Annotated in this window: 10 protein-coding genes and 2 pseudogenes; 7 read left to right on the top strand and 5 right to left on the bottom strand. The window is 68.8% G+C overall.

Going from position 1 to position 13,773, the window contains the following annotated elements:
- The first annotated feature begins 6 nt into the window (after positions 1-6).
- The 6 genes and pseudogenes from H9L41_RS22625 to H9L41_RS22600 all read left to right on the top strand — a co-directional run bounded on the left by H9L41_RS22625 (position 7) and on the right by H9L41_RS22600 (position 5,970).
- A pseudogene (locus H9L41_RS22625) lies at positions 7-893 on the top strand (D-alanine--D-alanine ligase).
- Between the two features lie 170 nt (positions 894-1,063).
- On the top strand, positions 1,064-1,801 hold the full coding sequence (locus H9L41_RS22620; RefSeq protein WP_028447534.1) for a cell division protein FtsQ/DivIB: 738 nt from the start codon (positions 1,064-1,066) through the stop codon (positions 1,799-1,801).
- A gap of 100 nt (positions 1,802-1,901) precedes the next feature.
- Positions 1,902-3,139: pseudogene (gene ftsA, locus H9L41_RS22615) on the top strand (cell division protein FtsA).
- A gap of 80 nt (positions 3,140-3,219) precedes the next feature.
- Positions 3,220-4,404, top strand: a complete 1,185-nt coding sequence (gene ftsZ / locus H9L41_RS22610; protein WP_051319303.1) for a cell division protein FtsZ — start codon at positions 3,220-3,222, stop codon at positions 4,402-4,404.
- A gap of 280 nt (positions 4,405-4,684) precedes the next feature.
- A complete protein-coding gene (gene lpxC / locus H9L41_RS22605; protein WP_028447537.1) occupies positions 4,685-5,602 on the top strand; it encodes a UDP-3-O-acyl-N-acetylglucosamine deacetylase in 918 nt (305 codons plus the stop codon).
- Positions 5,603-5,787: 185 nt separating this feature from the next.
- On the top strand, positions 5,788-5,970 hold the full coding sequence (locus H9L41_RS22600) for a hypothetical protein (RefSeq protein WP_028447538.1): 183 nt from the start codon (positions 5,788-5,790) through the stop codon (positions 5,968-5,970).
- An 81-nt stretch (positions 5,971-6,051) separates the two neighbouring features.
- Here the strand turns inward: H9L41_RS22600 and H9L41_RS22595 are convergent, their stop codons facing one another.
- The 3 genes from H9L41_RS22595 to H9L41_RS22585 all read right to left on the bottom strand — a co-directional run bounded on the left by H9L41_RS22595 (position 6,052) and on the right by H9L41_RS22585 (position 8,136).
- Positions 6,052-6,417 (bottom strand): DUF8788 domain-containing protein, encoded by a 366-nt coding sequence (locus H9L41_RS22595; protein WP_028447539.1) that lies wholly within the window; start codon positions 6,415-6,417, stop codon positions 6,052-6,054.
- Between the two features lie 94 nt (positions 6,418-6,511).
- Positions 6,512-6,907: an alpha-pore-forming tripartite toxin MakABE regulator gene (makC, locus tag H9L41_RS22590; RefSeq protein WP_028447540.1), complete on the bottom strand. Its 396-nt coding sequence runs from the start codon at positions 6,905-6,907 to the stop codon at positions 6,512-6,514.
- Positions 6,908-7,224: 317 nt separating this feature from the next.
- Positions 7,225-8,136: a LysR family transcriptional regulator gene (locus tag H9L41_RS22585; protein WP_028447541.1), complete on the bottom strand. Its 912-nt coding sequence runs from the start codon at positions 8,134-8,136 to the stop codon at positions 7,225-7,227.
- A 252-nt stretch (positions 8,137-8,388) separates the two neighbouring features.
- Here H9L41_RS22585 and H9L41_RS22580 point away from each other — a divergent pair, with 252 nt between their 5' ends.
- The gene (locus H9L41_RS22580; protein WP_084300532.1) at positions 8,389-11,328 is read left to right on the top strand and encodes a sensor domain-containing protein; all 2,940 of its coding nucleotides are present in this window, start codon (positions 8,389-8,391) and stop codon (positions 11,326-11,328) included.
- Positions 11,329-11,734: 406 nt separating this feature from the next.
- Here H9L41_RS22580 and H9L41_RS22575 read toward each other — a convergent pair whose 3' ends face one another.
- Together H9L41_RS22575 and H9L41_RS22570 are read right to left on the bottom strand one after the other, a co-directional pair.
- Positions 11,735-12,679, bottom strand: a complete 945-nt coding sequence (locus tag H9L41_RS22575) for a hypothetical protein (protein ID WP_028447542.1) — start codon at positions 12,677-12,679, stop codon at positions 11,735-11,737.
- Between the two features lie 26 nt (positions 12,680-12,705).
- Entirely contained in the window at positions 12,706-13,728 is a 1,023-nt protein-coding gene (locus H9L41_RS22570; protein ID WP_028447543.1) for a heme-binding protein, read from the bottom strand.
- Positions 13,729-13,773: the final 45 nt, after the last annotated feature.

Genomic DNA, 13,773 nt, shown 5'->3' with positions numbered 1-13,773 from the left:
GTCGTGATGGGCGGCACCAGCGCCGAGCGCGAGGTGTCGCTGATGAGCGGCGGCGGCGTGCTCGAGGCTCTGCTCGAGCGCGGCATCGACGCGCATGCGTTCGACCCGCGCGACAAGCCGATCCAGGCGCTGCGCGACGAGGGCTTCGACCGCGCCTTCCTGATCCTGCACGGCCCGTTCGGCGAGGACGGCACGCTGCAGGGCGTGCTCGAGACCATGGGCCTGCCCTATACCGGCTGCGGCGTGATGGCCTCGGCCATCGGCATGGACAAGCTGCGCAGCAAGCTGATCTGGCGCGGCCTGGGCCTGCCGGTGCCCGACTTCGAACTGCTCGACGATGCCAGCGACCTCGACGCGGTGGCGGCCCGGCTCGGCCTGCCGCTGTTCGTCAAACCGAACATCGAGGGTTCGAGCATCGGCGTCACCAAGGTGAAGGCGGTGAGCGAGCTGCGCGCCGCCTACGAGGAAGCGCGCAGGTACGACCGCGTAGTGCTGGCCGAGAAGTTCGTCGGCGGTGGCGAATACAGCGTGCCGATCCTGGGTGACGCGGTGGCGGGCTATGTGGTGCTGCCGGCGATCAAGATCGAGCCGGCCACCGAGTTCTACGACTACCAGGCCAAGTACTTCCGCGACGACACGGTCTACCGCTGCCCCTGCCTGAGCCCCGAGCAGGCGGCGCGCATCGAGCCGCTGATCGAGAAGGCCTTCTGGGCCATCGGCGGCCGCGGCTGGGGCCGGATCGACTTCCTGATGGACGAGGCCGGCGAGCCCTACCTGCTCGAAGCCAACACCGCCCCGGCATGACCAGCCACAGCCTGGTCCCGATGGGCGCGCGGGCGGCGGGGATGAGTTATGAGGATGTGGTGCTGCGGATACTCGATACGACGTTGTGAAGGGGGAAGGGTGAAGAGGGAAGGGTAAGCAGGTCGGCGGTCAACGAATCGAGGATAGGTCAGTGAAGGGTTACGCAATGCAAGGGAACGATAGGCAGAGGACGGCGGCGTCGCGCAGCGACGCACCCTTCCCCCTTCTCCCTTCCCCTTCCCGGAGCCGGGAGGCCGCCATGTGGGATAAGCCCCAGCTCCTCAACTGGCTCGCCAATCTGCTGATTGGCCTGGCCGTCCTGCTCTTCCTCTACGCCGCGCTGCTGGTGGTGGTGCACTCGCCGCTGTTCCCGGTACGGCAGATCAAGGTCGAGGGCAGCCTGGCCCATATCACGCGCGAGCAGCTGCAGTACGTGGTCAAGAACGAACTGAAGGGCACCTTCTTCACGCTCGACCTGGAGAAGACCCGCGTCGCCTTCGAGAAGCTGCCGTGGGTGCGGCAGGTCAACCTGCGGCGGCGCTGGCCCGACCGGCTCGAGGTGAACATCGAGGAACACGTCGCGCTGGCGCGCTGGGGCACGGTCGGCCTGCTCAACACCCAGGGCGAACGCTTCGACGCCGCCAGCAACGACGCCTTGCCGGTGCTCGAAGGCCCGGAGGGCAGCGAGGCCGAGATGGCGCGCGGCTACGTCGCCTTCCGCGACCAGCTGCAGGCGGTGAATCGCCGCCCGGTCCACCTGTGGCTGTCGGCGCGGCGCGCCTGGCGGCTCGAGCTCGACGGCGGGCTGGTGGTCGAGGTCGGCCGCGACAACCCGGAGATGCGGCTGGCCAAGTTCGTCGACGTCTACCCGCGCACGCTGGCGGTGATCAACCGGCCGATCACCTACGTCGACCTGCGCTACCCCAACGGCTTCGCGGTACGGCTGCCCGGCTACACGCCGCCGCCCAAGCCGGCCAAGCCGGCGGGGGCGGCATGAACATGAAGATGGATCGCCCTCGGCGGCGAACGGATTTCGGCCCGCGGCCCGGTTTCGGCGGCGGGCGCAATGGATACGCAAGAGCGTCTGGAGAATCACGGTGAACAAACCGAACACAACCAAGAACCTGCTGGTCGGCCTCGACATCGGCACGTCCAAGATCGTCGCCCTGGTGGCCGAGATCCTGCCGGACGGCCGGCTCGAGATCGTCGGCCTGGGCCAGGCGCCGTCCAAGGGCCTCAAGAAGGGCGTGGTGGTCAACATCGAGTCCACCGTCGGCGCGATCCAGCGCGCGCTCGAAGAGGCCGAGCTGATGGCCGACTGCAAGATCCGCGAGGTGCTGACCGGCATCGCCGGCAGCCATATCCGCAGCTTCAACTCGCACGGCATGGTGGCGATCAAGGACAAGGAGGTCACCCAGGCCGACGTCGACCGGGTGATCGAGACCGCGCGCGCGGTCAACATCCCGACCGAACACCAGATCCTGCACATCCTGACCCAGGAATTCATCATCGACGGCCAGGAAGACGTGAAGGAGCCGCTGGGCATGAGCGGCGTGCGGCTCGAGGTCAAGGTCCACATCGTCACCGGCGCGATCAGCGCGGCGCAGAACATCACCAAGTGCGTGCGCCGCTGCGGCCTGGAGATGAGCGACCTGATCCTGCAGCCCCTGGCCAGCGCCATGAGCGTGCTGAGCGAGGACGAGAAGGAGCTCGGCGTCTGCCTGATCGACATCGGCGGCGGCACCACCGACATCGCGGTGTTCTGCGACGGCGCCATCCGCCATACCGCGGTGATCCCGATCGCCGGCGACCAGATCACCAACGACATCGCCATGGCGCTGCGCACCCCGACCAAGGAGGCCGAGGACATCAAGCGCGCCCACGGCGTGGCGCTGCGCCAGCTGGCCGATCCGCAGCAGCTGCTCGAAGTGCCCGGCGTCGGCGAGCGCGGTCCGCGCCAGCTGAGCCGGCAGACGCTGGCCGAGGTGATCGAGCCGCGCGTCGAGGAGCTCTACAGCCTGGTGCAGGCCGAGCTGCGCCGCTCGGGCTTCGAGGAGCGGCTCTCGAGCGGCATCGTCATCACCGGCGGCTCGGCCCAGATGCAGGGCATGGTCGAGCTCGGCGAGGAAGTGTTCCACCTGCCGGTGCGCCTGGGCGTGCCGCAGTACGTCGGCGGCCTGAGCGAAGTGGTGAAGAACCCGCGCTTCTCGACCGCCGTCGGCCTGTTGCTGCTGGGCAAGCAGCAGGCGCAGCGCAATGGATTCAAGTCGATGCAGGGGCCGGTATCGGCGGCCTGCTCGACAAGATGAAGACCTGGTTCCAGGGCAATTTCTGAGTGGTTTGCGGTCGCGCCAATCGGCCGGCCGTTTTGAATGGCTTTTGATTTTTGATTAGTTCGGGCACAAGGAGAGAACCATGCCTATTTCGTTTCTCGAAGCAGCACAGGACGTGGTGCCGGTCGCCAGGATCAAGGTGGTCGGCATCGGCGGTTGCGGCGGCAACGCCGTCGACCACATGATCGACGCGGGCGTCACCGGCGTCGAATTCATCTGCGCGAACACCGACGCGCAGGCGCTCAAGCGCAACCGCGCCGAGCACATCATGCAATTGGGCGGCACGCTGACCAAGGGCCTGGGCGCCGGCGCCAACCCCGATATCGGCCGCGCCGCGGCCGAGGAAGACCGTGAACGCATCGCCGAGCTGCTCAGCGGCGCCGACATGATCTTCATCACCGCCGGCATGGGCGGCGGCACCGGCACCGGCGCGGCACCGGTGGTGGCGCAGGTCGCGCGCGAGATGGGCATCCTCACCGTCGGCGTGGTCACCCGTCCGTTCGCCTTCGAAGGCAAGCGGCAGAAGGCGGCGCAGAACGGCATCGAGGAACTGCAGAAGTACGTCGACTCGCTGATCATCATCCCGAACGAGCGGCTGATGCAGGTGCTGGGCGACGACATCTCGTTCAAGGACGCCTTCAAGGCGGCCGACGACGTGCTCAAGGGCGCGGTGGCCGGCATCGCCGAGATCATCAACGTGCCGGGCCTGGTGAACGTCGACTTCGCCGACGTGCGCGCGGTGATGACCGAGATGGGCATGGCCATGATGGGTTCGGCCCACGCCGAAGGCGTCGACCGTGCCCGCATCGCGGCCGAGGCGGCCGTCGCCAGCCCGCTGCTGGAAGACATCAGCCTCAACGGCGCCCGCGGCGTGCTGGTCAACATCACCGCCGACTACAGCCTGAAGATGAAGGAAGTGCACGAGGTGATGGACACGGTGAAGGCCTACACGGCCGAGGACGCGCGCATCATCTTCGGCACCGCCTTCGACGAGAACATGGGCGACAGCATCCGCGTGACGCTGGTGGCCACCGGCCTCGGCGCCGGCCGCGAAGCCAAGAAGACGCCGAACCTGCACGTGGTGCAGCGCACCGGCACCGACGACGGTCCGATCGCGATGGACTACGAGCAGTACGACCAGCCGGCGGTGTTCCGCAACGGCCGCGGCGCCGGCCGTACCGGCGCGGCGGTCGAATCGCCGCGCGGCAACGTGTTCGCCGGCGGCGACATGGACATTCCGGCGTTCCTGCGCAAGCAGGCGGATTGAGTGAGATGCAGGTGAAACGTGAAAAGTGAAACGTGAAAGGTGGCGCGGCTTTGCCGCGCTGAACCCCACGTTTCACTGAAGCCGCGTAGCGGCGAGTCACATTTCACGTTTCACGCAGTATCTCCTCGATAGCGAGGTTCAATCAGGACCGATTTTGTCATATGGCAAAATCGGGGTCTGACCACGCCCCGACGCAGCGCCGCGCTCTCGCCCCGGCTCTCTCTCCACGGGGAGAGAGGGCGCGGCCCGCGTTCGGGCTTTTCCTGGATCGAGCCTGCCCATGATCTACCAACGTACCCTCAACTCCACGATCCGCGCCGTCGGCGTCGGCCTGCACTCGGGCGACAAGGTCGAGCTGACCCTGTCGCCGGCGGCGCCCGACAGCGGCATCGTGTTCCGCCGCGTCGACCTGCCCGGCCAGCCGTCCTTCAAGGTCGGCCCGGACCTGGTCAACGACACCCGGCTGTCGTCCACCTTGGTCCGCGACGAGGTCCGCATCGGCACCATCGAGCACCTGATGTCGGCCTTCGCCGGCCTCGGCATCGACAACGTGCTGGTCGACGTGACCGCGCAGGAGATGCCGATCATGGACGGCAGCGCCGCGCCCTTCCTCTACCTGATCCAGCAGGCCGGCGTGAAGGAGCAGAAGCCGGCCAGGAAGCGCTACGTGCGCGTGCTCAAGCCGGTCGAGGCGGTCGAGGGCGACAAGTGGGTGCGCCTGTTGCCCCACGAAGGCTACAAGGTCCGCCTCACCATCGAATTCAAGCACCCGGCCTTCCAGAAATCGGCGCAGACCGCCGAACTCGATTTCGCCGAAACCTCCTACATCAAGGAAGTGGCGCGCGCGCGCACCTTCGGCTTCATGCACGAGGTCGAGTACATGCGCACCAACGACCTCGGCCGCGGCGGCAGCATGGAAAACGCCATCGTGCTCGACGAGTACAAGGTGCTGAACCAGGAAGGCCTGCGCTTCGACGACGAATTCGTGCGCCACAAGGTGCTCGACGCGATCGGCGACCTCTATATCCTCGGCCACCCGCTGATCGCCGCCTTCGAAGGCTTCAAGTCGGGCCATGCCATGAACAACAAGCTGCTGCGCAACCTGCTGGCCGATCCCACCGCCTGGGAATACGCGACCTTCGACAAGGCCGAGCAGGCGCCGTCCGCTTTCCATCGCTACGTCCAGGCCAGCATCTAGCGTGTGCCCACCGTCATTTGACGACCGCGTTCGCCGGGCGGACCCGAAGGGCTGGGCCGATTTGGGGGGCAATACGTCGTTACGGCTCACCGACTCGACCCGTTAAGCTGCGCTCGCCGTGCCTGCTCTTGCCCCAAACTCGGCCCGGCGCGGCCATCAAATTACTGTGGACACACCCTAACGCCATGTTTGCCTTCCTGCGCATCCTCTTCGTGCTGTTCGTGGTCGGCTGGGGCTTCTGCCTGTGGCAGGAGAAGCGCACCGGCGAACCGCGCTGGCGCACCGCCCGCAGCTGGCTGTGGCGTGCGGCGATGGCCGTGGTGGTGGTGATCGTGGTCGGCCTGTTCGTGCAGCGGCTGGCCGGCTGAGCCGGCCGCCTTCCGTCCCCGCAATGTGAAAAGCCCGACCGGAACGGGTCCGGTCGGGCGTCATCGCAGGCCTGCCTGCGTTCAATGCTTGTGTTTGACCTGCAGCGTGGCGTCGAAGCTGAACGGCTTGCCCTCGAGCTGCAGCGCCACCGTGTACGGATGGCTGCCGCTCTCCTGGCCGACCCGGCTGTGCCAGTAGGGCTTGCCCTCGGTCCGCTCGGGTGCGATCACCTGGTCGGCGACCGCCGCCCCGGCGAAGCCCTCGATCGCGACCGTCTTGCCCGGCTGCAGCGGGGCGATCCGCCAGGCGATGCTGTCGCCGGGATGCAGCGCGGTGACCGCGTCGCCGGTGTGCTTGCGGCTGTCGACCAGCTGAACGTTGCCGGCGATGCCGTTCAGCAGCGCCGCCTGCACGTCGACGGCCAGCAGGACGTAGACATGGGCCATCGGAATCCTCCTTCCTCTCGAACGATGGGGCCGCCGTGCCGGCGGGGCCTGGCCGTTCGGGCCGGCCCCGTCTCGCCGCGCGGCGGCCGGGCGCTTACTTCTGCAGGATGCTGAGGAAGGGGTCGAACGACAGCTGCTTGCTTTCGAACTGCAGCGTCGCCGAGTACTGGTAGCGGCCGGTCACCAGGCCGATGCGGCTTTGCCAGTAGCCGTTGCCGTCGGCATCGGTGGCCTGGGTCGGCGAGATCACGTGGTCGTTGATCGCATCGCCGAAGAAACCGGCGATCGCGACTTCGGCGCCCGGCTGCACCGGGGCGACGCTCCAGACGATGGTGTCGGTGTTGTACAGCTGGGTGGTCAGTTCGCTGCTGCCCTCGCCGCCGCTGCCGACGTACTTGTTGCTGTCGACCAGGTAGATGTTGCTCTGCAGGTCGCCGCTCGACAGCGCGCCCTCGACGTCGACCACCAGCAGAACGTTCACTTGTGCCATTTCGATTCTCCTTGCCTCTATAAGTTGGGTGAGTGCGCCGCTGCATCTGCGCGTCTGGACCGACCCGGCAGGTCTCGGCATGACGTCGTCTGTTGGTCTTGCAGCGATGCGTATCGCCGGAGCGGGGCAGCGTTTCCCCGCCGGCCAGGCCAATCTAGCCGCGGGGCGGTGGCGGCCACCAGTAGCCCGAGGTTAGCTCGAGGTTAATCCGGTGGTAACGACACCTTATGCAGATCGGGCATGGCCGGAATTGCGGTAGACAAGGCGTGGGTATAAAGGCGGGACGCCGCCGAGACGGCCGCGGCGGCGTTGGATGCCTAGCTGCGCCCGTGCGTGCGGCTGTGTTCGCGCGCCACGATGAGGAAGTTCTGCGTCGCCTCCGAGCTGCGCGAGCCGCGCCGCCAGGCCACGCCGATCGCCAGCCGCGGCATTTCCTCGAGGATGTTGCGCACCTCGAGCCGGTCGCCGTCGAGCGACCACGGCCGGTACAGCAGGTCGGGCAGGATGGCGAGGCCGGCGCCGGTCGCCACCAGCGAGCGCACCGCCTCGACCGACTCGGTGCGCAGCGTGGTGCGCGGCTTGAGGCCGGCCGCGCGCCACCAGGCGTGGGTGCTTTCCTCGAGTTCGTCGATCTTGAGCATGATCAGCGCCTCGTCGGCGATCTCGGTCAGCGCGAGGCTGCCGAGCTCGCGCAGCGGATGGTTGGCCGGCAGCCAGACCCGCCACGGCACCTCCATCAGCGTCTCGGCCTCGAGCGCCTGGCGGTTCTCGATGTTGGAGACCACCAGCAGCGCGACGTCGAGCTCGCCGTTGACCAGCAGGTGCTCGAGGTAGTCGCGGCGGTCCTCGATCAGCTGGATCTCGACCTTGGGGAACACGCGGCGGTAGCGGTCGAGCAGGTAGGGCAGGAAGTAGCCGGTCATCATCGGCGTGACGCCGACGTTGAGCCGGCCGACCATGGTGTCCGGCCGCGCCGACAGCGCCTGCTGGGCGTTGCGCACCGCGGCCAGGATCTGGTGGGCGTGGCGCAGGAACTGGTGGCCGGCGTGGGTCAGCACCATGCCGCGCGCGTGGCGCTGGAACAGCGTGGCGCCGAGCTCGGCCTCGAGCGACTTGATCGCCTCGGTGATGACCGATTGCGAGATGTTGAGCGACTGGGTCGCGCCGGTGATCGATTCGGCCTCGGCCACGGCGATGAAGTAGCGGATGTTCTTGAGCGAGAGGCTCATGTGCGCATGCCGGTTCAGTCAACGCGGGGGCGGTTGACGCGGGATTCGGATGACGCCGGCCGGGCGGATTTCCGCCGCCGGCCGGCCGCCGCACTCTAGCAGGCCCACGGGAGCGGTGCGAATCCCGCGTCGGCGCGGCGCCCTCCGGACCGCGCCGCGAGCCCGCGACTGTTGCGGCAAGCCGCCGGCGGCGCCTCGGCAAGCGGCGCCGCAACGCCTATAAACAGAAAGTCCCTTCCACCCCGCGTCCCGATGACCGTTCCGTTCGATCCGATCCAGGACCAGGCCTTCTTCCGGCAGCTCGTCGAAGAGGCGGAAGAAGGCGTCTGGGTGATCGACGCCGACAGCCGTACCTGCTACCTCAATGCGCGCATGGCCGCCATGCTCGGCGGCGAACCGGCGCAGATGCTGGGCCGGCCGCTGTGGGACTTCATGGACGAGGCCGAGCGCGAGATCGCTCAGCGCAACGTCGCGCGGCGCCGCAGCGGCGTGCGCGAGACCCACGAATTCGTGTTCCGCCGGCTCGACGGCGGCATCCTGCATGCCGAGCTGTCGGCCGCCCCGCTGCTCGCGCCGGACGGCAGCTACGGCGGCTGCTTCGCCTTCGTCAGCGACATCGGCTGGCGCCGCGCCGCCGAGCAGTCGCTCAGCGAGAGCGAGCGCGCCTACCGCGAGGTGTTCGAGCACAGCCGCGCGGTGAAGCTGATGATCGATCCCGCCAGCGGCGCCATCGTCGCCAGCAACGCCGCCGCGCGCGCGTTCTACGGCTACGAGGCGACCGAGCTGGCCGGCCTGCGCATCGACCAGATCAATACCCTGACGCCGGCCGAAGTGGCCGAGGAGATGGCGCGCGCGCGGCGCGAGGAGCGCAGCCATTTCCTGTTCCGCCACCGGCTCAAGAACGGCGAGCTGCGCGACGTCGAGGTGCATTCGAATCCGATCTCGGTCGGCGGCCGCACGCTGCTGTACTCGATCATCCACGACATCGGCCGCCAGACCGAGGCCGAGCGCCTGTTGCGGCTGACCCGCCACACGGTCGAGCGCGCCCACCTGGCGGTGGTCTGGCTCACCGCCGACGGTACGGTGCGCGAGGCCAACCTCTACGCCGGCAGCATCCTGGGGCTGCCGCACAACGCGCTGACCGGCCGGCCGCTGTGGGATTTCGAGATCGGTCTCGACCTCGCCGCCTGGCAGCGGCGCTGGAACGAGGTCAAGACCAGCGGCAGCGGCAGCTGGCGGGCGGTGATGCGCACCGCCGCCGGCGGTCGCGTGCCGATCGAGGTCTACGCCAGCCACCTTGCGTTCGAGACCGAGGAATTCATCGTCGCCTATGGCCGCGACATCGTCGACCAGGCGCGCGCCGAGGGCCTCCTGAACCTGCAGCACCGCGTACTGGAGAGCATGGCGGCCGGCCAGTCGCTGGGCCAGGTGATGGACCGCTGCGCGCGCGAGGTCGAGGCGCTGTCGCCGGCGGTGCGCTGCTCGATCCTGCTGCTGGAGGGCGACCGCCTGCGCCACGGCGCCGCGCCGAGCCTGCCGGGCGGCTTCATGGCCGCGATCGACGGCCTGCAGATCGGCCCCGCGGCCGGCAGCTGCGGCACCGCGGCCTATTACAACCGCGCGGTCGAGGTCGGCAGCATCGAGACCGACCCGCTGTGGGACGGCTACCGCGACCTGGCGCGCGCGGCCGGCCTGCGCGCCTGCTGGGCCAGCCCGATCCGCGCCGGCGACGGCCGGGTGCTCGGCACCTTCGCGCTGTACTACGGCGAGGAGGGCAGGCCGGATGCCTTCGACCTGCGCCTGGTCGAAGCCTGCACGCGGCTGATCGGCATCGCCATCGAGCGGCTCGAATCGGAACAGCGGGTCCATACCCTGGCCTTCTTCGACGGCCTCACCGGCCTGCCCAACCGCGCGCTGCTGGCCGACCGGGTCGAGCTGGCGCTGGCGCGCGCGCAGCGCGACGACGGCTCGCTGGCGCTGCTGTTCATCGACCTGGACCGATTCAAGACGGTCAACGACTCGCTCGGCCACGCGGTGGGCGACCGCATGCTGCGCACGGTGGCGCGCCGGCTCGAGGACACGGTGCGCGAGTCGGACACGGTCTGCCGGCTCGGCGGTGACGAGTTCGTGCTGCTGCTGCCCGACTGCGACATGGCCGGCGCGGCCGCGGTGGCCGAGAAGCTGATCGGCGCGGTGGCCGAGAAGATGGCGTTCGACGGGCTGACGCTGACGGCCTCGGCCAGCGTCGGCATTGCGCTCTACCCGGCCGACGCCGGCGACTACGACACCCTGCTGCGCCACGCCGACGCCGCCATGTACCGGGCCAAGGAGAAGGGCCGCGACACCTACTGCTTCTACCGCCGCGACATGAACGAGGGCGCCGCGCGCCGGCTCGAGATCGAGGCCGCGCTGCGCGACGCGCTGGCGCTGGGCCAACTGCTGCTGCACTACCAGCCGCAGACCGGCATCCCGGACGGCCGGCTGTACGGGCTGGAGGCGCTGGTACGCTGGCGCCATCCCGAGTGGGGCATGGTGTCGCCGGCCCAGTTCATCCCGGTGGCCGAGGAGAGCGGGCTGATCGACGCGATCGGCCGCTGGGTGCTCGACCAGGCCTGCCGGCAGCTGGCGCAGTGGCAGGCGGCCGGGCTGGCGGTGCCGCGGGTGGCGGTCAACCTGTCGGCGCGCCAGTTCCGCCACGACGACGTGCCGGCCATGGTGGCCGACACGCTGGCGCGCAACGGCGTGGCGGCCGAATGCCTCACGCTGGAGATCACCGAGAGCCTGATGATGATGCGCGACGAGGGCACGCTGGAGGCGCTGCAGCGGCTGGTGGCGAGCGGCGTGACGCTGGCGGTCGACGATTTCGGCACCGGCTATTCGAGCCTCAGCTACCTGCGCCGCTTCCCGGTCCGCGAGCTCAAGCTCGATCAGAGCTTCGTGCGCGCGCTCGGCGACGATCCGCAGGATCGGGCGCTGGCCAGCGCGGTGGTGCGCATCGGCCAGAGCCTGAGCCTGACAGTGGTGGCCGAAGGGGTGGAGACGGCCGAGCAACTGGCCTTCCTGCGCGAGGAGGGCTGCGAGGTGGCGCAGGGATATCACTTTGCGCGGCCGATGCCGGCCGACCAGCTGGAGGACTGGCTGGCCGGCGTGTCGCCGGCGCTGGCGGAGGGCAGCGGGATGGTGGCCGGGTAGCGTCCGCGGTGCCGCGAACGAGTCGGATGCCGTGCATTGCCCCGGCACCGCGACGGCCCGCCACGCGATCCCGGCTCGGCGCGGATGCCGGATGCATCCGCGCCGCCGCCCCGGCCGTGCTGGATCGGCCCATTTCCGTTTCTTGTTCTCCCGGCGCCTGAGCGGCGCCACGGGGGCATGGGCCTTGTTCCAGAACGCGAGGGATTGCGCGAAGAATATGCCCCGTCGCTCCTGGCCTGCCTTGTTCTGCTCGTCCGCCCTCAAGCTTCTGTAGTGCTTTTCGTAGTCGATGATTTCCGGCGCGGTGACGAAATTGGCGTCCGGAGCGTCTTTCTTTCGAGCGGCTCTGCCCGGTTTGGCTGGTTTTCCCCCTGGTGATCGGCTGGCGGAGTTTCTCACCGGCCTGCTAGTGCAGCCGCCGCGTGACACGCGACGCCGGCTTGCTCAGTACGCCGACCGTGATCTGCGGGTAGTCGACGCCGCCGATGCGGAACCAGGTCTGGTGCGAGTAGTACAAGAGCGTGTCGGCCGTGCCCTGCTGCGCGGTCTCGAGCCAGTAGGCCGTGGTCGCCTTGACGACGGTGATCGCCTGGTTGGGCAGGGTGGCGATCTGGCGCGAATCCCGGGCGACGGTTGGATCGCCGTCGGCCGAGCTGTCGGCCGACAGGTTCAGCGCCACGGTGGCGGGCACGGCGATCCCGCCCGGTTTGTCGACCCGCTGCTGGAGCAGCCGGTGCGGATTGCGCAGCAGCGCCTCGAAGCCGTCGATCTCCTTGCCGAAGGTCGCCGCCAGCTCGGTACGGTAGGCGGCCAGGTCGGCATCGGCGATCGAACGGCCCTGGACCGACCAGGCGAGATCGGGGATGTCGGGCTTGCGCTGGTAGCGGCTCTCGCGGCCCCACTGCGTCAGGTTGTAGCCGTTGGGCATCAGCGCGTGGCGTACCAGGTAGGAGCAGACGGTATAGCCCTCGCAGGTCTCGCCCTCGGGCAGCGTTTCGACCGCCTGCGGGATATTGAGCAGCAGGCCGCTTTCCTCGTCGGTGCGCCGGGCAGGCAGGCCCGGCTCGCGCGATTCGATCAGGCGCCGGTAGCGCAGGCCGCCGAACAGGATGTCGGTGTCCCGGCTGACCGGATCGCTGGGGCCGCTGGCGACCAGGTTGCGGTTGCTGCGGTTGGGCGTGTCCGGGATCCGTTCGATATCGAGCTTCTCGTCGACCTGGCGGATGGTGACCAGGAAAGGATGCGCCTTCGCGGGATCGGGCCGGGTGGCGACGATCAGGCCGCTGCCCTGCCAGGCGCCGGGCAGATCGGCGAGCGCGCCCAGGGTCGGCGTGGGGAAGGTGTCGGACATGGCGGGTTTCCTCGTCTGTTGCGCGGTCAGGCGGCGTTGCGGGTCAGCGTGGCGACCACGTGGTGCGGCCAGTTGAAGCCGGCGAACTGCAGGAAGATGGTTTGCGAGTACTGCAGCAGGGCGTAGGGCTTGCCGTGCTCGTCGACCACCTGCTGCAGCCAGAAGGTGGCGGAGAAGGGTTGCGCCTTGCTCGGCACGACGGCGTTGCGCATCAGGTAGGGGATGTTCGACATGCCGCTCGGCGTGGCCACGACGTGCAGCTGCAGCGTGTGCTGGACCTGGTGCCGCCTGGCTGCGAGCGTCTGCTGCGCGCGGGCCAGGAACAGGTTCGGATCGGCCAGCATGGCCAGCGTGTCCGTGTCGTCCATGCCGGCGGGAAAGGTATTGGTCGCCAGCGTCAGCGCCTGCTCGTTCAGCGCTTCCATCTGCTCGACGCTCATCGTCTGCGCGCCGGGCACGCCGACGCCCGGCGCCGCCAGGCCGATGGTCGACAGCCTGGGAAATTCGGGCGCGCCCTTGAAGGCGGCCAGCGTGCCGCTGGCCAGCACGCCGTTGCCGTGCGGGATCATGGCCTGGCGGACGACGTGGCCGGGCAGGAACTGGAAGCCCAGCCGGTCCGACCGGCCCCGGTTGGGCGCTTCGAGCCGATGGTCGGGAAAGGCGAACGGCGCTGCGCCGCTGGCGTAGAGCCAATAGCCGGGCTCGTGGTGGATGGTTTCGTCCAGCCCGGGGTCGCGGATGTTCTGCAGGTAGCGCAGGCCGAACAGCGAAGGGGCGTCGCTGCCCTCGCCGAGCCAGGCGATCGGATGCTCGACCATGGCAAAGGCCAGGGTCTCGTCCGTCGCATTGAATTTGCTGCGGTGGCGGGTCGGCGGCTGCAGGCCCTTTTTCCCGAGGAAGGCGCGCTGTGCCTCGAATCGATCCCGGCTGGCCTGGTCGACGTTGGGATTCTCCGGCAGCTGGATCTGGCTGAAGCCCTCTCCCGCCCAACTGCCGGCCAGCTCGGCCAGGCCGCCGAGCCGGGCTTTGTCGAATGTCTCGTTTGCCACTTTCCTGCTCCTTGTCCGCGGAATGGAATGCGCTCCGCCGGGCCG

It is taken from the genome of Chitinimonas koreensis, from assembly GCF_014353015.1.
GTDB classification, from domain to species: Bacteria; Pseudomonadota; Gammaproteobacteria; order Burkholderiales; family Chitinimonadaceae; genus Chitinimonas; species Chitinimonas koreensis.
Note: the sequence above shows the minus strand (reverse complement) of the source record. Positions and strands in the feature narration are given on the sequence as shown.

Excerpts from the sequence above, each read along its gene's own strand:
- H9L41_RS22580 (WP_084300532.1), top strand. The coding sequence starts at position 8,389 with ATGACCGTTCCGTTCGATCCGATCCAGGACCAGGCCTTCTTCCGGCAG.
- lpxC (WP_028447537.1), top strand. The coding sequence starts at position 4,685 with ATGATCTACCAACGTACCCTCAACTCCACGATCCGCGCCGTCGGCGTC.
- H9L41_RS22595 (WP_028447539.1), bottom strand. The coding sequence starts at position 6,417 with ATGGCCCATGTCTACGTCCTGCTGGCCGTCGACGTGCAGGCGGCGCTG.
- H9L41_RS22600 (WP_028447538.1), top strand. The coding sequence starts at position 5,788 with ATGTTTGCCTTCCTGCGCATCCTCTTCGTGCTGTTCGTGGTCGGCTGG.
- makC (WP_028447540.1), bottom strand. The coding sequence starts at position 6,907 with ATGGCACAAGTGAACGTTCTGCTGGTGGTCGACGTCGAGGGCGCGCTG.
- H9L41_RS22585 (WP_028447541.1), bottom strand. The coding sequence starts at position 8,136 with ATGAGCCTCTCGCTCAAGAACATCCGCTACTTCATCGCCGTGGCCGAG.
- H9L41_RS22575 (WP_028447542.1), bottom strand. The coding sequence starts at position 12,679 with ATGTCCGACACCTTCCCCACGCCGACCCTGGGCGCGCTCGCCGATCTG.
- H9L41_RS22620 (WP_028447534.1), top strand. The coding sequence starts at position 1,064 with ATGTGGGATAAGCCCCAGCTCCTCAACTGGCTCGCCAATCTGCTGATT.
- ftsZ (WP_051319303.1), top strand. The coding sequence starts at position 3,220 with ATGCCTATTTCGTTTCTCGAAGCAGCACAGGACGTGGTGCCGGTCGCC.